The organism is Algoriphagus sp. CAU 1675 (genome assembly GCF_029222925.1).
Lineage (GTDB): Bacteria > Bacteroidota > Bacteroidia > Cytophagales > Cyclobacteriaceae > Algoriphagus.
This window is the reverse complement of record NZ_JARHUI010000002.1, coordinates 631,238-648,372: the sequence shown is the minus strand read 5'-3', so window position 1 is coordinate 648,372 and position 17,135 is coordinate 631,238. Positions and strand designations below refer to the sequence as shown.

At 43.3% G+C, this 17,135-nt stretch carries 16 protein-coding genes; 9 read left to right on the top strand and 7 right to left on the bottom strand.

Annotated elements, in window-relative coordinates; translation table 11 throughout:
• Positions 1-20: 20 nt before the first annotated feature.
• The gene (gene sppA / locus P2G54_RS06815; RefSeq protein WP_275869498.1) at positions 21-1,787 is read right to left on the bottom strand and encodes a signal peptide peptidase SppA; all 1,767 of its coding nucleotides are present in this window, start codon (positions 1,785-1,787) and stop codon (positions 21-23) included.
• Positions 1,788-1,855: 68 nt separating this feature from the next.
• Here sppA and folK point away from each other — a divergent pair, with 68 nt between their 5' ends.
• Positions 1,856-2,341 carry a 2-amino-4-hydroxy-6-hydroxymethyldihydropteridine diphosphokinase gene (folK, locus tag P2G54_RS06810; protein ID WP_275869667.1) on the top strand — a complete coding sequence of 162 codons (486 nt, stop codon included), beginning with the start codon at positions 1,856-1,858 and terminating at the stop codon, positions 2,339-2,341.
• A gap of 34 nt (positions 2,342-2,375) precedes the next feature.
• Here folK and fabD read toward each other — a convergent pair whose 3' ends face one another.
• Both fabD and P2G54_RS06800 read right to left on the bottom strand, forming a co-directional pair.
• Complete coding sequence (gene fabD / locus P2G54_RS06805) at positions 2,376-3,251, bottom strand: ACP S-malonyltransferase (protein ID WP_275869496.1); 876 nt, start codon at positions 3,249-3,251, stop codon at positions 2,376-2,378.
• Positions 3,252-3,310: 59 nt separating this feature from the next.
• A complete protein-coding gene (locus P2G54_RS06800; RefSeq protein ID WP_275869494.1) occupies positions 3,311-4,228 on the bottom strand; it encodes a LysR family transcriptional regulator in 918 nt (305 codons plus the stop codon).
• A gap of 86 nt (positions 4,229-4,314) precedes the next feature.
• Here P2G54_RS06800 and P2G54_RS06795 point away from each other — a divergent pair, with 86 nt between their 5' ends.
• Positions 4,315-5,274, top strand: a complete 960-nt coding sequence (locus tag P2G54_RS06795) for a sodium-dependent bicarbonate transport family permease (protein ID WP_275869492.1) — start codon at positions 4,315-4,317, stop codon at positions 5,272-5,274.
• On the opposite strand, the gene P2G54_RS06790 is transcribed toward P2G54_RS06795, so the two are convergent.
• Entirely contained in the window at positions 5,271-5,687 is a 417-nt protein-coding gene (locus P2G54_RS06790) for a DUF393 domain-containing protein (RefSeq protein WP_275869490.1), read from the bottom strand. The genes P2G54_RS06795 and P2G54_RS06790 overlap by 4 nt on opposite strands.
• The gene (locus P2G54_RS06785) at positions 5,684-8,461 is read right to left on the bottom strand and encodes a gliding motility-associated C-terminal domain-containing protein (RefSeq protein ID WP_275869488.1); all 2,778 of its coding nucleotides are present in this window, start codon (positions 8,459-8,461) and stop codon (positions 5,684-5,686) included. Before P2G54_RS06785 ends, P2G54_RS06790 begins: the two co-directional genes overlap by 4 nt.
• 318 nt (positions 8,462-8,779) lie before the next feature.
• Between P2G54_RS06785 and P2G54_RS06780 the strand changes: the two genes are divergently transcribed.
• The 6 genes from P2G54_RS06780 to P2G54_RS06755 all read left to right on the top strand — a co-directional run bounded on the left by P2G54_RS06780 (position 8,780) and on the right by P2G54_RS06755 (position 15,320).
• Complete coding sequence (locus P2G54_RS06780; RefSeq protein ID WP_275869486.1) at positions 8,780-9,460, top strand: succinate dehydrogenase cytochrome b subunit; 681 nt, start codon at positions 8,780-8,782, stop codon at positions 9,458-9,460.
• Positions 9,461-9,472: 12 nt separating this feature from the next.
• On the top strand, positions 9,473-11,407 hold the full coding sequence (locus P2G54_RS06775; protein ID WP_275869485.1) for a fumarate reductase/succinate dehydrogenase flavoprotein subunit: 1,935 nt from the start codon (positions 9,473-9,475) through the stop codon (positions 11,405-11,407).
• Positions 11,408-11,430: 23 nt separating this feature from the next.
• On the top strand, positions 11,431-12,180 hold the full coding sequence (locus P2G54_RS06770) for a succinate dehydrogenase/fumarate reductase iron-sulfur subunit (RefSeq protein WP_275869483.1): 750 nt from the start codon (positions 11,431-11,433) through the stop codon (positions 12,178-12,180).
• A gap of 186 nt (positions 12,181-12,366) precedes the next feature.
• Positions 12,367-13,773, top strand: a complete 1,407-nt coding sequence (locus tag P2G54_RS06765; protein WP_275869481.1) for a sodium:solute symporter family protein — start codon at positions 12,367-12,369, stop codon at positions 13,771-13,773.
• 31 nt (positions 13,774-13,804) lie between these two features.
• Entirely contained in the window at positions 13,805-14,245 is a 441-nt protein-coding gene (locus tag P2G54_RS06760) for a GNAT family N-acetyltransferase (protein ID WP_275869479.1), read from the top strand.
• Between the two features lies 1 nt (position 14,246).
• On the top strand, positions 14,247-15,320 hold the full coding sequence (locus tag P2G54_RS06755; RefSeq protein WP_275869477.1) for an alanine/ornithine racemase family PLP-dependent enzyme: 1,074 nt from the start codon (positions 14,247-14,249) through the stop codon (positions 15,318-15,320).
• A gap of 4 nt (positions 15,321-15,324) precedes the next feature.
• Here P2G54_RS06755 and P2G54_RS06750 read toward each other — a convergent pair whose 3' ends face one another.
• Positions 15,325-15,888: a Crp/Fnr family transcriptional regulator gene (locus P2G54_RS06750; RefSeq protein WP_275869475.1), complete on the bottom strand. Its 564-nt coding sequence runs from the start codon at positions 15,886-15,888 to the stop codon at positions 15,325-15,327.
• Between the two features lie 84 nt (positions 15,889-15,972).
• On the opposite strand from P2G54_RS06750, the gene P2G54_RS06745 reads away from it, so the two are divergent.
• Positions 15,973-16,521: a porin family protein gene (locus tag P2G54_RS06745; RefSeq protein WP_275869473.1), complete on the top strand. Its 549-nt coding sequence runs from the start codon at positions 15,973-15,975 to the stop codon at positions 16,519-16,521.
• Positions 16,522-16,549: 28 nt separating this feature from the next.
• On the opposite strand, the gene ruvC is transcribed toward P2G54_RS06745, so the two are convergent.
• Positions 16,550-17,125 (bottom strand): crossover junction endodeoxyribonuclease RuvC, encoded by a 576-nt coding sequence (gene ruvC, locus P2G54_RS06740; RefSeq protein WP_275869471.1) that lies wholly within the window; start codon positions 17,123-17,125, stop codon positions 16,550-16,552.
• Between the last annotated feature and the right edge of the window lie 10 nt (positions 17,126-17,135).

Genomic DNA, 17,135 nt, shown 5'->3' with positions numbered 1-17,135 from the left:
TTTTTTCAGGGCTTCTTGTTTTACTTGATCTTGATTTCCTGGGGCATCCGAACCTGAATGCCCTGGTAGTTTTTCACTTTTTGAACTTGGTTGAAGAAATCAAAATGCTCTCCGAGTTGGGACTTCAAGAGAGATACATTTACATCATTGCTCAAATCACTCAATAATACTTCAAACCAGGTTTTTTGCTCTGGATAATAGGCTACATGATAATCCCCGTCTGCACCGATTTTTCCAGCTGCGATTTCTATGGCAGTATCCAGTCCTCCCAATACATCCACCAAACCTCTTTCTTTGGCCTGGTTTCCAGTCCAAACTCTTCCTGAGGCAACTTTTTTGACCTCTTCAGGACTCATTCCCCTACCTTCGGCCACGCGCTTGATAAAGGTTTCGTAACCTTCTTCAATGGAGTTCTGGATGATTGATCGCTCTACTTCTGTTAGTTCCCTGGTGGGGTTCATAAAGTCGGAAACGTCTCCTGTGGAAACCTCGTCGGTAGTGATGCCTAACTTGTCATTGATCAGCTCCTGAATATTGAACCACAGTCCGAATATGCCAATGGATCCGGTTATGGTATTGGGTTGGGCTACGATGGTATCCGCAGGAGCGGAAATGTAATATCCACCTGAAGCAGCTACTTCTCCCATGGAAACAATCACAGGTTTGGTCTTTTTGGCTTCGGACATTTCTCTCCAAATGACATCGGAAGCGAGGATGGAGCCTCCTGGGGAGTTTACTCTCAAAACGATAGCGTCAATGCTTTCATTTTTTCTGGCGTTGCGGATTTCTTTGGCAAACTTTTCAGAACTGATCACTCCCTCTGCGTTTCCATCCATAATTTCACCTTCGGCGATAATTACAGCGATTCGGTTTTTTGATGTGAGGTTGCTTGATATGGCGATTGAAGCCAAATCAGTTGCATTGATGGAGGGGATCACATCTTCTTCCTCCAGTCCCAACTTTTCCCGGAGGATATGGTGCACTTCGTCCTCATAGGCCAGAGCATTTGCCAGTCGAAATTGGACCGCATCGATTGGTTTTCTTACCAACATTTGCTTGTTGATCAGGGTAATGCTGTCAAGGGGAATGTCCCTGGATTCTGCAACTGCACGTAGCATTTCCGAATTGATGTCATCCAGGAAATATTGAGTTTGAAGTCTGTTTTCATCACTCATTTTATCCAGAATGAACGGCTCCACGGCACTTTTGAATTCTCCCACACGGAAAACCTCTGGCTTGATGCCCACTTTATCAAAAAGTCCTTTCAGAAATATCACTTGAGAAGAAAGCCCATTGAAATCAATGCCTCCCATGGGGTTGATGTATAGTTCGTCAGCTACCGAAGCCAGATAATATCCTCCTTCGCTAAACGCTTCATCGTAGGCTACTATGAATTTTCCAGACGTTTTGAACTCTTCCAGTTCATTTCTGAGTTCAAGGAGATTGGCCTGACCGGAAAGAACCAATCCTGAGTTTAGATAGATTCCTTTGATCTTTTCATTGGTTTTTGCTTCACGAATGGCTTTTTTCAAATTGACTAAGCCAGCAGAGGCATCTCTGCCAAATGGGCTTGCAAAGGGGCCAAGATCCAACTCATGGTCAGAAGTTCGTTCTACCAAATTTCTTCCGTTGAGATTGAGATGGAGGATGGAGTTTTCTTCTACCTGAACGCCTTTTTCTCCGGAAACCGCAAGTAATCCAATGAAGCCAAATAGAATAAAAAAGCTCAAAATGCTGAAAATGATCAGGCCTACCAAAACGGCCAAAACGTTTCCTAAGAATTTCATAATTAAGTATTTTAGCGGGCAAATTAACCTATTTTGTTTTAGTATTAAAACTTTGCCCCTTGCACCTGATGACCTTTAAAGCAGTATTGATTCTAGGCGGAAACCAAGGGAACAGAGAGGGGCTTCTCCATCGGGCCATTGGGGAACTTGAGGCTGAAAGTGAAGTCCTGCTCAAATCCCGGGTTTATGAATCGGAGTCCTGGGGACAGGTGGCTCAGGGAAATTTTTTGAATCAGGTTGTACTAGTGGAAACCAATCTTTCCCCAAACGAATTTTTGGTTTTTATCCAAGGAATAGAGAACAAGCTGGGAAGAAAAAGAAATGAGAAATGGGGGAATAGGACTATGGATATTGATATTCTTTTTTGGGAAAATGAAGAGATCCACACTTCTGACCTGACGGTTCCCCATCCCTTCATTCAGGATAGGAGATTTGTATTGGCTCCTTTGGCAGAAATCTTGCCGGATTGGATTCATCCGGTGTTCCAAAAACCGGTGAGTCAACTTCTTGAGGAGTGTCAGGACCCTTCCAAAGTTTGGGTTTTTGAGAAATAAAAACGGCTGCCTTTTTTGAAGACAGCCTTTGGGATTATAGCCCGGAAACTTCTGCCTCCGGATGGATTTTTTTGACCAGTCCCTGAAGAACTTTTCCCGGTCCGCATTCTACAAACTGGGTTGCACCGTCCTTCACCATATTCTGAACAGACTGTGTCCATTTTACCGGTGCGGTCAATTGGGCAATAAGATTTGCTTTGATTTCACTGACGTCACTTACAGCGGTGGTGCTTACATTTTGGTAAACTGGGCAGATAGGCGTATTGAATTGCGTGGCTTCAATAGCCTTCTGAAGCTTTTCTCTTGCTGGCTCCATCAAAGGAGAATGGAATGCTCCGCCTACTGGAAGAGGCAATGCTCTTTTGGCACCGGCAGCTTTCATTTTTTCACAGGCGATCTCAATACCTTTATTTGTACCTGAGATCACCAATTGTCCTGGACAGTTGTAGTTGGCAGGTACCACCACCTCATCGGTGATTTCGGCACAGATTTCTTCGACTTTATCATCTGCCAACCCCAGGATTGCGGCCATGGTAGACGGGTTGATTTCACAGGCTTCCTGCATGGCCATTGCTCTTTGGTAAACCAGTTTCAGTCCATCTTCAAAAGCAAGGGTGCCATTGGCAACCAAAGCAGAAAATTCCCCCAAGGAATGACCGGCAACCATGTCAGGGTTGAAATCCGGTGTGGTTTTGGCCAAAATCACAGAGTGAAGGAAAATGGCGGGCTGGGTAACTTTTGTTTGCTTCAGCTCCTCGTCGCTACCTTCAAACATGATATCGGTGATCCGGAATCCGAGGATTTCATTCGCCTTTTCAAACAGTTCTTTTGCGGTTGGATTTTCTTCGTAAAGGGCTTTTCCCATTCCTGAAAACTGGGCCCCCTGGCCCGGAAAAACATATGCCTTCATGCTTTTTTGTTTGGTTAGAGGCGCAAATATAGCGCTTTTCTACTTGGACTTGATTTTAATCAAAATTGGCTGAAATGATTTTTGATGACTTGCTCTTTATTCTCTTCGAGCCATCGGATAAATGCCTTGACAGCGGGGGAGTGCTTTTTCTGTTCCATCCAAATAAGTTTCCAGTCGGCAGTAATTGGCATTCCCGAGAAATTTAACAGGGAAATCCTTCCGTCTTTCACCTCTTGCGTCATTGAAAACTCCGAAAGAATGGAGGCCCCTAGTCCAGCCATAACGGCCTGTTTAACCGCCTCGTTGGTTGCTAGCTCCATTTTACTGGTAGGGTCAATCCCCTTTTTCTTGAAAAATTTTTCCATTAGCAACCGGGTACCAGAACCTTTCTCCCGAAGGATAAACGGGATTTTTGAAAATTCTTTGTTGTCGATATACTTCTGGTATTCTTCCGCATTTTGAGGGGAAGTGACAAGGAATAGGCGGTTTTCGGCTAAGGAGATGCTTTGCAGGTCAAGGTCTTCTGGGGAAAGGGAGACCAAGGCCAGATCAGTTGTGTTTTCTTCCAAATGTGCCAAAACCTTATATCGGTTGGATACTTCTAGGCTGATCTCCACATGAGGATTGATTTTCATGAAGTCTGATACCAGATAGGGGATGATGTATTTGCCGGTAGAGACAGCTGAAATTCTGATTTTACCCGCCAACAGTCCCTTCAATTCCAGCATTTTTTGCTCGATCAAATCCATCTCCGAAAAAATTCTCTCGGCTGTTTCTACCAGCTCGAAACCAAATTCAGTAATGTGAATCTTTTTTCCCAGAGTCTCAATCAGCGGGACTTCAAACTGATCCTGAAGATTCTTGATCTGAATTGAAATTGCCGGTTGAGTCATATTTAACTCTTTGGCTGCTTTCGTATAGCTTTTATGCTTGGCAACAGCCTGTAATACTCGAAGTTGATTAAAACTTATGTTCATAATAAAAATTTATGTAATAATAGAAAAAAATAAATAAAAATTATGTTTTTGTTTTTTTTTCGGATTTCACGATGAAAATTTGCAGCATGGATTTTCAGATACTGATCAACAACCTCACGAATCCCAGTTTGCTGTTCTTTGTTTTAGGAATTGTAGCAGTAAAACTCAAAAGTGATTTAGAGATTCCTTCGACAAGCGCCAAATTCATCGCTTTGTATTTAATGCTTTCAATTGGGTTTAAAGGAGGACAGGAACTTTCTCACAGCGAATTTGATATATCCATAATCTGGGCATTGCTTTTCGGTGTCTTTCTCTCTGCAAGTGTTCCTTTTTATACTTTCTACATTTTAAGAAGCAAGCTTGGCACAGCCAATGCTTCGGCAATTTCAGCAGCATATGGATCAATTAGTGCAGTTACCTTTGTGGCTGCTGCTGCTTTTTTGGATGTCCAAGGCACGAGTTTTGGAGGGCACATGGTGGCAGTGATGGCACTGATGGAGGCACCTGCGATTATCTCGGGGGTGATTTTGCTTCAGAAATATTCCGATAAGAAATCGAGTCGAGGATTGGGAGGAATTGTCAAGCATGCCTTTACCAATGGTTCGGTATTGTTGATTCTAGGAAGTTTGGTTATCGGCCTTATTGCTGACGAAAAACAAGCTGAAGGGATCAAGCCCTTCGTTACTGATATTTTCAAGGGCTTTCTTGCTGTCTTCCTCCTGGATATGGGGATAAACAGTGGCAGGAAGTTGAAGGCATTTTTCAGGTATGGATATTTCTCCACCTTATTTGCAATACTGGTTCCACTTGTCAATGGTTGTGTGGTTGCTATTTTGAGTTACTGGATTGCTCCAGCAGCAGGGGATAGGTTTATTTTTTCAATATTGGCTGCTAGTGCCTCCTACATCGCAGTGCCTGCCGCCATGAAACTAGCCAACCCCGAAGCCGATGAAGGACTCTATATTCCCATGGCACTGGCTATTACCTTCCCTTTCAATATCACATTGGGGATGCCGGTTTATTGGATGATTATTCAAACCTTTTAAAAAGGAATATTTTCGGCTGATAAAAACTTGAATTGCTCTTCTGGACTGGGGATTCGGCAGCTATTCTTTTTGCCAAACCACCTGTATCTGTTTTTACCAATCCAGTCATAGACCGCGTCTCGAAAGTTTTGGGGTAAAAAAATCAGTGGGTATAACACAGGCCAAATCCCGGAAAGCTTTCTGGCGATTTTTAAGGCTGCAGTACTTTTAAAATAAACTTTACCTGCTTCCAGCAAAACCAAGGAATCCAGATAATCTTCCCTGACCTGATATTTTCCCAATACCTTTTTACTCAAAGGATCCTGCAATGCTCCCAATAGAAATTGATTTTTTTTATCCCTTCGGATTATAAAGTCTACGGAAGCATTGCAGAGGTTGCAAACTCCATCAAAGAAAATGATGGATTGGCTCATCGAAGAATTTGAATGGTTCCTTTGAGAGTCTGTTCTTTCTGGCCAGGGTCCAGTACATCAAAGTAAACCTTTCCAGAATAGAAGTAGGTGCCGGCGGGTAATTCATTTCCATTTTGATCCCTTCCATCCCAACGGATGAAAATGTCGTTTTCGCTGGATTCCAAACTATTGTAGGAAAATACTTCAGCACCCCATCGGTTGACAATCAGGATTTCAACTCCCTGAACAAATCTAGGACACTGAGAGAAAGGATTGTCAAATGCCATAAAGGTGTCATTGAGTCCGTCTCCGTTAGGGGTAAAGGCATTTGGCAGTTCAAAATAAGGACAATTGTCCACGCAGACTATATTGCTTGGTTCGCTTTCATTGCCGCTTCTGTCGACAGCGGTAATGTAATAACAGCCTCTGTAATTGGTCAGGCCACTGATTCGGGTTTGGAGTTCAAGAGCCGAAATTTCTGCAACTAATTCAAATTGGCCCTCCTCTCCTTCGGAAGTGAAATAAAGCCTGTAGGCGGAAAGTTCGTCATCACAATCTCCGCTGAAATCCGGTGTCCAGCTCAAATCATGATAGAACGTGTTGGTATTGCAAGGCAATTCAGCAAGGTATTCAGAACAAGCTGGGCCATCAAAGGAGAGAACAGGAGGACAGGGGAGTCTGTTGTCATCCGGTTTTGCGCAGATAATCTGGGATTTGTTTTCAAGAGGATATTCTAATCCTTCGACATTGTAAGCCCCTTTAGTGATGACATAGTAGCAGTATTCCAATTCTTTTTCCAGTGGAATACCGTTGAAACTTCCGTCATCCAAGAAACTGAAACCGTTTTGGGTCACATCCACCTCAGCAATCAGCTCAAAGGTTGTTGCATCTGATGCATTGGCGTCTGTTCTGTTTCGGTAGACTTCGTGTTTGTATTCTCCAATGGAGTTGTTCCAAGGCACAGTGAATTCCCAATTCAGCTCAATGGCTTCATTGATAATAGTGGGCTCCAACCATACAGAGGAGGCAGAGGAAGAGGTGTCAATTCTTGTACCGTTATCAAGGAGAACGACCCTGTAGTTGTAAACCAGGTTTTCTGTGTTGAGCCCGGTATCAGTAAACAGGGTATCCGAAGTGACTCCTAGGGAAACCCGGTTCTGATTTCCGGTAAATCCTGTGCTTCTCAGTAATTCATACGTGAATGGTCCAGGGAACTGCGTTAAATCTATGTCGTAGGGAGGAGTCCATTTGACAAAAATCTCTCCATCGTTTGCATCTGTGTTTTCCACACTCACATTGGTAATGATTGGAACATCTACATCAATAGTAATACAGATTTCGTCGGAGACTATACTTTCTCCAGATCTAGGTTCTGGGTAAGCTGCCACCAAACGGTAGCAATAGGTGTTTCCAGGGGCGAGTCCTTCTCCACTGTTAAGGTCTGTGAAACTGAAAGTGCTCATGTCAGTAGTGCCGATCAATTCATATCCTGCACGAATACCGGTTTCACAGCTGTCAGGCTCATAAGGGTCAGAATTGATCCGTCTCCATACCTGCATTTCACTGGCAGAATTAGCACATACATACGGGTCCCAATTGAGTTCTACGGTTCGGCCAGACTGTTGCTCCAAGTCAGACCAAACAGGAGGGGGTCCTATTACTTTGATTCTCCAGGTTTTGATATCGACCAAAGCCGGTCCTGAAGAGGGCTGATCCGTGATTCGGATTCTCACTTCATATTCCCGCGCTCTGACGTGATTACAGACAGTTTGCCAGTTGAAATCAACGATTCCCGGAGAAGGTTGGAATTGGTTTTCCGGGGAATATGTGGCCGGGGAGGTGGTGATTTCAATTGGTTCTCCAAACACCTCGATTTTGATCGGATCCCCGTCAGGGTCTTGTCCTTGAATGATTTCCTCGATTAAAGTTCCCGCTTCTACACAGAGGTCCGGTGGTAAAATCAGTTCTGGTCTGTTGTTGTTGGAGTTTTCGATAATGATCTGCATATCGCGGACCACATAGCCGATTTGCACCCATTCCCCACCCAGCTTTCTATATTCTTTGATTCGGAAGGCTACATTAAACTGCCCGGCAGTACCCGGAGCATCCCAGATCAAATCTCCGAAAATCGGATCAAGGTCCAAAAATGCCGGAGTAGATCCGTCTTCTTGGTTAAAACTGAACTCTGAATTGGCTGGGCTCCTGTAGTTGTTTACCGGACGCTGGAATGCCTGCTTGGGAATATCCATTTCGTAGGCTAGGCTGTCCCCGTCTGGGTCATAGGCTCCCGGGTTGTGGATGTAGCGAACATTAACTGCGCCATTGTCCACTGGCGGAATCGTAAGGACAGGAGAGTTATTTACTCCTATGAATGGGTCAATGGTGATGGAAGTTTCCACATAAAATGGGGTATCCACCGAATTGTCCATATTCAAGGTCAGGTCATTTCGGTTGAATTCCTGAAAGCGGATGGTGTAGGTTCCTGGCCCTTGGAAGGTATGGGTGATGACGAAAGTATTTTTTTCTATTTGGTTCCCCAGGCTTTCTACCAAAGAAAAGTCACTTTCTGTGTTCAGAACCTCTTCTCTTCCATCTCCGAAATTGATGGTCCCCGGACCAAAAATAACGTTGGAGCGGGTATCGGTGTAGCCGACCACTGTCACTCTGTAGGTTAAGGTCTGTACAGAAATCCTTTCGGCAATGATTTCGCCAGCCCGGATGTGCGTGGCCCAGGCAGAGACAATACCTAGACACAAATAGGTGCAAAAAAATAAAAGAGAAAGTTTCAGCTTCATATCGATCACTGTTGTTCTAGTTTAGTTGAAACACATCCTGAAGGGAAAAGTTGATCAGGTGCGTTTGATTCTTTCGTTCTACCTATACGAAATAAATGGAAGTAAGTAGAAATTCTCTGTAAAATCAAACAATAAAAATAAACAGCTTGTTGAATTCCCGCTTTTAAAACCCAAAATGGGCTTTAAATAGCGATTTTATTTAGAACCATTTAAAATAAAGAAAGGCCTTTTGAATGGATTGTTTGCTAGCAGTTCCAAACGTAAATTTGGCAACAGTTATTTTAAAGACTTTCGATCTAAACTAATCTTAAAAATTGTATGAGCTGGGTTACAAAAACCTTAAGTAGCACCCTCGGAAGGAAGTTGGTCATGGCACTTACTGGTATCTTCCTGATCCTGTTTTTAACAGGACATGTTTCGGGTAATTTATTATTGTTTAAAGGAGATGGAGGGGAAGCGTTCAACATGTATGCTAAATTCATGACGACCAATCCTGCCGTCAAGCTTTTATCTTACCTGACTTACATTTCGGTAATTGGCCATGTGATTTACTCCATTGCCCTTACCAAACTAAACAAATCAGCTAGGCCAGTAGGATATGCTGAGTCAAAGGCATCAACCAATTCCGCTTGGTCCTCTAGAAACATGGGGATTTTGGGAACTGTTATTTTGGTGTTTTTGGCTGGACATATGTACAGCTTTTGGTTCCAGATGCATTGGGGAGGGATTCCCATTGTCAACTATGCAGGAGAGGAATACAAAGACCTTTACAGTGTGGTGAATGTTGCCTTCCAGCAAACTTGGATGGTGGTGCTCTATGTTATTGCTATGGTATTTTTGGGCTTCCACCTTTCCCATGGCTTTTCGAGTGCATTCCAGACTTTGGGCCTAAATCATAAAAAATACACTCCGGCAATTGAAGCAGTCGGAAAATTCTACTGTGTGGTCGTGCCTGCACTTTTCGCCAGCATGCCACTTTATATCTATTTCACTAGCTAATTATAGTCCCGTATGATACTAGATTCTAAAATACCTGCTGGTCCATTGGCAGAAAAATGGACTAAGCATAAGTTTAACAGTAAACTGGTCAATCCGGCAAATAAGAGAAAATACGACGTAATTGTAGTGGGAACCGGTTTGGCGGGTGCTTCTGCAGCCGCCTCTCTTGCAGAGTTGGGTTACAATGTCAAAGCTTTTTGCTTTCAGGATAGTCCTCGAAGAGCGCACTCAATCGCTGCCCAGGGCGGGATCAATGCTGCAAAAAATTATCAAAACGACGGTGACTCCATTTTCAGACTGTTTTATGACACAGTAAAAGGTGGCGATTACCGTGCGCGTGAAGCCAATGTATATAGACTAGCTGAGGTATCCGTAAATATTATCGACCAATGTGTAGCCCAGGGTGTACCTTTTGCCCGTGAATATGGAGGTTTGTTGGCCAACCGATCCTTTGGTGGAGCTCAGGTTTCCAGAACCTTTTATGCAAGGGGCCAGACAGGTCAGCAATTGCTTTTGGGAGCTTACTCTGCATTGAGCCGTCAGGTAGCAAATGGTAAAGTGAAACTTTACCCACGTACTGAAATGATGGACGTGGTCCTAATCGATGGTCATGCGCGAGGTATCGTAACCCGAAATTTGATCACCGGAGCAGTTGAGACTCATGCAGCTCATGCAGTGTTGCTTTGTACAGGTGGATATGGTAACGTGTTCTTCCTCTCAACCAATGCGATGGGATCCAATGTGACAGCTGCTTGGAGAGCACATAAGCGCGGTGCTTATTTTGCAAACCCTTGCTATACGCAGATTCACCCAACCTGTATCCCGGTTTCTGGAGATCATCAGTCCAAATTGACCCTGATGTCAGAATCTTTGAGAAATGACGGTAGAGTTTGGGTTCCGGCAACCGTAGAAATGGCGGAGAAACTCAGAAAAGGTCAGATCAAAGCCAATGATATTCCGGAAAATGAACGAGATTATTATCTGGAAAGAAAATATCCAAGCTTTGGTAACCTGGTTCCACGAGACGTGGCTTCCAGAAATGCCAAATATGTTTGTGATGAAGGACGAGGGGTAAATGAAACCGGAGAAGCGGTTTATCTGGATTTCCGTGATGCAATCAAGCGGGATGGGGAAGACGTAATCCGTGCCAAGTATGGTAACCTCTTTGATATGTATCAGCAGATCACTGGTGAGAACCCATATCAGGTTCCAATGATGATCTATCCGGCTGTTCACTACACTATGGGTGGTCTTTGGGTGGATTATAACTTGATGACAACTGTTCCTGGGCTGTATGCTCTGGGAGAGGCGAATTTCTCAGATCACGGAGCTAACCGTCTAGGAGCTTCCGCTTTGATGCAGGGATTGGCAGATGGATATTTTGTGATTCCTTATACCCTAGGTGACTACTTAGCCCAAACCCCTCCTAAGAAGGTGGATGAAAGCCATCCTGAGTTTGAGAAAGTGAAAACTGAAGTAAAAGAGAGAATCCAAAAACTCCTAAATATCAAAGGTTCAAAGTCTGTAGATTATTTCCACAAGAAGCTTGGAAAGATCATGTGGAATGAATGCGGTATGGCTAGAACAGCAGAAGGCCTGACTAAGGCAAAAGCTGAAATCAAGTCTTTGAGAGCCGAATTCTGGAAGGATGTGAAAGTCCTCGGTGAAAATGAAGAGCTCAACCAGTCTCTGGAAAAAGCACATAGAGTAGCCGACTTCCTGGAATTAGGAGAATTGATGATCGATGACGCGCTCAACAGAAATGAATCCTGTGGAGGTCACTTCAGAGAGGAATATCAGACACCTGAGGGTGAGGCCCTTCGTGATGATGAAAACTTTGCTTACGTTGCGGCATGGAAGTACATGGGTGAGGGACAGGAAGAAGAGTTGAACAAGGAACCGCTCGTGTTTGAAAATGTGAAGTTGACTCAGCGTTCTTACAAATAATCAAGACAAAAATTCATAGCTATATGAAATTGACCTTAAAAATCTGGAGACAAAAGAACAGTGCTGAAAAAGGCGGATTTGTTTCCTACCCAATAGATGGAATATCCAAAGACATGTCTTTCCTTGAAATGATGGACGTGCTCAATGAGGAATTGACTGAAAAAGGAGAAGATCCGGTTCATTTTGATCATGATTGCCGGGAAGGTATCTGCGGAATGTGTTCGCTTTACATCAATGGAAAGCCACATGGCCCTCAGCAGACCACTACCTGTCAGTTGCATATGAGATCCTTCAGTGACGGTGATACCATTACCATCGAACCATGGAGAGCCAAATCTTTTCCTGTTTTGAAAGATTTGGTTGTAGATCGCTCTGCATTTGACAGAATCATCCAAGCGGGTGGTTATGTATCTGTGAATACAGGCGGTGTTCCGGATGCAAACGAGATTCCTATTCCGAAAAAAATCGCAGACGAAGCATTTGATGCCGCTACCTGTATTGGTTGTGGGGCATGTGTAGCAGCTTGTAAAAATGCTTCGGCTATGCTTTTCACCTCTGCTAAAATTTCCCAATTGGCCATGTTGCCTCAGGGACAAGTGGAAAGAAAAGAGCGTGCCGAGAAGATGATTGCCCAGATGGATGCGGAAGGTTTTGGGGCTTGTACCAATACCGGTGCTTGTGCTGCAGAATGTCCAAAGGGAATTTCGCTGACCAATATTGCGAGAATGAACCGAGAGTTTTTCTCAGCAGTAGTCAGCAGCGATAATCTTTAATCACAGGAGATAGTTTTAGAAAAGCCGGAGAGATCCGGCTTTTTTTATTTTATACTATTCAAATTAAAAATTGCACTGAAATACTAAATTTTCTAGAAAAACCCAATAAAATTTCAAATTTTGGCCTTTTTTACTAACTTTAAAAAATTATATTTTAAGAAGATTTGATACAAATTCAATTACATAATGCATTTCATAGATCTGGTGATCTTTCTAGTTTACATGGTAGCCATGTTAGGTGTCGGCTTTTTTTTCATGAAAAAAAATACTGGAAAGGAGGATTACTATGTTGGGGGCAGGAGTATTGGTAGTTGGCATATTGGGCTTTCTGTAGTCGCAACAGACGTAGGAGGAGGCTTTTCCATCGGACTCGGAGGGTTGGGTTTTGCAATGGGGATTTCCGGTTCATGGATGCTCTTTACAGGTCTTTTGGGAGCTTGGTTAGCCTCGGTTCTTTTAATTCCACGTGTAAAATCTGATCCTGCATTTTCTCGTTTTTTTACCTTTCCTCAGGTCATGGGCTACCTATACAATTCCAAAACAGCCCAAGTTTCTGCTATCATTTGCTTTTTGGGCTATTTGGGATTTACCTCTTCTCAGTTATTGGCAGGGGCCAAGCTCGCTTCAGGTACATTTGAAGGATTGGAACTTCAGACCGCCCTTTTGATCATGGGGGCCATTGCAGTAGTGTATACAGTGATGGGAGGTTTGAAAGCGGTAATATACACGGATACCATACAGTGGATTATTCTGATGCTGGGGCTCATGTTTATCGGTCTTCCCATTGCGTATCAGTTTGTAGGAGGATGGGATGGAATCAGGTCTTCACTACCCGATCGGTTTTTCTCTTTTAGCTCGCTTCATTGGCAAGATGTGTTCAATTGGGGCATCACCATTATTCCGATTTGGTTTGTAGGAATGACTTTGTATCAGAGAATCTTTGCCTCCCGGGATTTGAAAACAGCCAAAAAGGCCTGGTTCATTGCAGGTCTTTTTGAGTGGCCCGTCATGGCCTTGATGGGAGTTTCCTTAGGTCTTTTGTCCAGAGTGGCGGTTGAGCAGGGTGTGCTAGACAACTTTACCGCCGGAATGGATCCAGAAATGGGACTGCCCGTTTTGTTGAGCCAGGTTCTTCCTGCGGGAATTTTGGGTTTGATGATGTCTGCTTATTTCTCAGCCGTTCTTTCCACAGCAGATTCCTGTCTGATGGCTGCATCAGGAAATCTGAGTACGGATCTTTTGGGCAAGTATTTCAAAAACAAATCTCATAAAGTTGAAATCAGAATATCTCAACTTCTGACCTTCTTGATCGGAATATTGGCGATTTTGATTGCCTGGCAAATGACAGAAGTGTTGAGTCTGATGTTGTATTCCTACGCCTTTATGGTTTCCGGCCTGTTGGTCCCTTTGGTAGCGGGGCTGTTTTTTGGAAAAAATAAACCAAAGGCGGCTATTAGTTCTATGGTTGCCGGGGGTGCATTGACAGCAGGATTGACTTTCCTGAATGTTGGATTGCCTTTTGGACTGGATCCCAACCTGTTTGGATTGACTGCTTCCCTGCTCACTTTTTCTACTGTATCCAAATTTTCTTGAACCTTTCACCCAAATTCAATTTTATATAGATATGATAAAACTCGAAACACTTTCAGCAATTGATAATGCCACTTTCCTTCAAAAAAATGAGATCGCGGAATTCCTTTTTGAGCATTTGGGGAAATATGGTGATCCAAAGGAAGACATCATGAAATGCCTGGATTACGCTCTTGACCAAGGGTTACATGCGGGTGGCTTTGTGGTTTTGGCACGTGAGAAGGGAGAAATTGTAGGTGCTTTGGTCATGAACAAGACAGGAATGTCTGGATACATTCCTGAAAATATCCTAGTCTATATTGCCGTAGATGCTTCCCAGAGAGGAAAGGGGATAGGAGGAAAAATCATGGATATGGCCATCAAAATGGCAAATGGTGGAATCGCACTTCATGTCGAGCCTGACAATCCGGCCAAAAAACTGTATGAACGACTTGGCTTCACAAATAAATACCTGGAAATGAGACTTACTAAGTAAGATGGCGTACCTGACACTGAATAAGACCAAACTCAAAGAAAATTTTGAATTCCTGAAAAAGAGATTTGAGGAGAATGCTGTGGCTTGGGGTGTAGTTTCCAAGTTGCTCTGCGGGAATCGCCTCTTTCTTCAGGAATTGATCAACCTCGGGGTAAAAGAAATCCACGACAGCAGAATCAGTAATTTGGCAATGGTTAAAAAGCTGAATCCTGATGTACAAACAGTTTATATCAAACCTGTTTCCAAAAGAAATGTGGGGAAAATGGTGGAGTTTGCGGATGTGAGTCTAAACAGTGAACTCAAAACCATCCACTGGATCAGCGAAGAAGCTGTTTTGCAGGGAAAAATGCATAAAATCATCATCATGGTGGAGACTGGAGACCTTCGGGAAGGAGTGATGGGGGAACAATTAGTGGATTTTTATTCCCGGATTTTTGATTTGCCGAATATCGAGGTGATTGGACTGGGAACCAACTTGAACTGTCTCAACGGAGTCATGCCTTCCACTGACAAGCTCATTCAGCTTTCCCTTTACAAACAGATCATCGAACTCAAATTCAATAAGAAAATCCCATGGGTATCTGCAGGTACCTCAGTGACTATTCCTTTGATGCTGACCCATCAGTTGCCAAAGGGGATCAACCATTTTAGGGTGGGAGAGACCTTGTTTTTTGGGGTGGATTTGTTTGAGGAAAAAGTAATAGAGGGAATGCACGGAGATGTATTCGAATTGCATGCCGAGATTATAGAAATGCAGGAAAAACCATTGGTTCCCGTTGGAAACCTCGCAGCAAATCCACAGGGAGAAGTAAAGGAAATCGATGAGTCTTTGTATGGGCAGACTTCCTATAGGGCAATATTAGATATAGGATTGTTGGACGTCGATCCCAAGTATCTCATTTCAATAGATGAAAATCTTGAAATAATCGGTGCATCTTCAGATATGTTGATCCTGAATTTGGGAGAAAACATAAAAGGCTATAAGGTAGGCGATCAATTGACCTTTGAACTGAAATACATGGGCGCTTTGGGGATTCTCAATTCCAACTATGTAGATAAAAAAGTGATCGGTTAAGGATTTAGATTTTGCTCCGGACTCTACTCAAAGTCTCAATTGTCATGTCCAAATAAGAGGCGATTTGTCCTACGGAGGCTTTTTGAATGATTTTGGGTTTGCTTTCCATCAGATCCAAATACCGATCCCGAGCAGATTTGAATTTGGAAAAGATCAGTTGTTCCTCCAGAGCAATGTAATATTTCTCGAGGATTTTTCGGTAGGATCTTTCCAGTTCTGGAAATTCGGCAAAACAGTGTTCTAGGTTTTCGTGCGAAATTCGAAGTAAAACGGACTTTTCAAGGGTTTCAATGGTTTCGTATGATGGCCTTCTTGTGATAAAGGAATGCATAGCTGTCATAAATTCTCTCTCCAAGGAAAAAGAAACGGTAATGTCCCTGTTGTCACGAATGTAGAAGCAACGGGCAGAACCTTTCACTATATAATAAAGGTGATTGCTTACGAGACCTTCTTGCTCCAGCTTGGTCCCTTTGTCAACCTCCAGTTTTTCCAAATAACTGGCAAATTCCTCTTGAGCCTCCTCGCTGATAGGGGAAAGGTTTTCAAAAAGGCCTTGTAGTTCTTCCATGGGTGATTTAAAAAACTCGCTTAAATTGATCTTTATCGAATTGCTTCTACTAGATTTAATGGGAATTTAAAACAATATGTATATATGAGAAAGGTTTTAATTTTATTCTTTGTACTAGGGGTGATCGGAAGCGCTCAGGCACAGTTTGGATTGAGGGCCGGTTTGTCATCGGCCAATTTTGCAGTTACTGATTTTGATGCTACTATCGGGTTTCATGTTGGGGGATATTATCAGCTCGAAACCGACTTGTTGACACTGGAACCGGGGATTCAATTTTCCCAAAAAGGTTACGAAACTATCAATCCAAATACGAATAATCTTATTTCGGAAAGCCTAAGCTATATAGATATACCGGTATTGGTACGCTATGAGGTCGTTCCGCTCTTGAATGTGTTTGCAGGACCACAGGCGGGACTATTGGCGGGAAGAAATTATAAGGAGGATGGGAATAATCAAACTAGTACCGATCCGGTAAAAGGGTATGAGCTTGCTGGCGTAATAGGTGTCGGGATGAAATTACCTGCCGGAGTGAACTTTCAAGTCAGCTATGATTTTGGTGTGACCAGTCTCAATTATTTTGATACAGATGTGAAGAACAGAGTATTGAAAATTTCAGCAGGATTTGACTTCTGAGATAAAGGCCTGATTTTGAATCAGGCCTTTATTTTTTTATCCGGTCGGGATTCTCCTCAATAAATGATTTCCAGCCTGCATTTCTTCCTCGGGTCTGAACCCTTCCCTCGTGGAAATGATGACAAAGTGCTACCGCTAGGGCGTCAGTGGCATCCAGCATTTTGGGGATTTCGGTTAGATTAAAGAGAGTCTGAAGCATTGCCGCTACTTGCTCCTTTGAGGCATTTCCATTACCGGTTACCGACTGTTTTACTTTTTTTGGGGAATATTCCGTAATGGGAATGTCTCTGGATAATGCTGCGGCCATCGCTACTCCCTGTGCTCTGCCCAATTTTAACATGGACTGAACATTGGCTCCGTAAAAAGGGGCTTCCAAGGCTACCGTGTCAGGAAGGAATTCATCGATCAGTCCGCTGATTCTTTCAAAAATCTTTTTCAATTTCAACTCGTGAGACCCGTATTTTTGAAGATGGATGACCCCGTATTGGAGTAGTTTGTATTTTTTTCCTTCGGTTAGGATCAAGCCATAGCCCATCACATTGGTGCCAGGGTCAATTCCCAGAATGATTTTTTCCTTTGCTTCTTTTTTAGGTTCTTTACTCACAGCCGCAAGT

Bases quoted from the DNA above. Each gene is read 5' to 3' on its own strand.
- P2G54_RS06765 (WP_275869481.1), top strand. From the start codon at position 12,367: ATGCATTTCATAGATCTGGTGATCTTTCTAGTTTACATGGTAGCCATG.
- P2G54_RS06760 (WP_275869479.1), top strand. From the start codon at position 13,805: ATGATAAAACTCGAAACACTTTCAGCAATTGATAATGCCACTTTCCTT.
- P2G54_RS06770 (WP_275869483.1), top strand. From the start codon at position 11,431: ATGAAATTGACCTTAAAAATCTGGAGACAAAAGAACAGTGCTGAAAAA.
- P2G54_RS06755 (WP_275869477.1), top strand. From the start codon at position 14,247: ATGGCGTACCTGACACTGAATAAGACCAAACTCAAAGAAAATTTTGAA.
- folK (WP_275869667.1), top strand. From the start codon at position 1,856: ATGACCTTTAAAGCAGTATTGATTCTAGGCGGAAACCAAGGGAACAGA.
- P2G54_RS06790 (WP_275869490.1), bottom strand. From the start codon at position 5,687: ATGAGCCAATCCATCATTTTCTTTGATGGAGTTTGCAACCTCTGCAAT.
- P2G54_RS06780 (WP_275869486.1), top strand. From the start codon at position 8,780: ATGAGCTGGGTTACAAAAACCTTAAGTAGCACCCTCGGAAGGAAGTTG.
- P2G54_RS06785 (WP_275869488.1), bottom strand. From the start codon at position 8,461: ATGAAGCTGAAACTTTCTCTTTTATTTTTTTGCACCTATTTGTGTCTA.
- fabD (WP_275869496.1), bottom strand. From the start codon at position 3,251: ATGAAGGCATATGTTTTTCCGGGCCAGGGGGCCCAGTTTTCAGGAATG.
- P2G54_RS06750 (WP_275869475.1), bottom strand. From the start codon at position 15,888: ATGGAAGAACTACAAGGCCTTTTTGAAAACCTTTCCCCTATCAGCGAG.
- P2G54_RS06795 (WP_275869492.1), top strand. From the start codon at position 4,315: ATGGATTTTCAGATACTGATCAACAACCTCACGAATCCCAGTTTGCTG.
- P2G54_RS06800 (WP_275869494.1), bottom strand. From the start codon at position 4,228: ATGAACATAAGTTTTAATCAACTTCGAGTATTACAGGCTGTTGCCAAG.
- P2G54_RS06775 (WP_275869485.1), top strand. From the start codon at position 9,473: ATGATACTAGATTCTAAAATACCTGCTGGTCCATTGGCAGAAAAATGG.
- sppA (WP_275869498.1), bottom strand. From the start codon at position 1,787: ATGAAATTCTTAGGAAACGTTTTGGCCGTTTTGGTAGGCCTGATCATT.
- P2G54_RS06745 (WP_275869473.1), top strand. From the start codon at position 15,973: ATGAGAAAGGTTTTAATTTTATTCTTTGTACTAGGGGTGATCGGAAGC.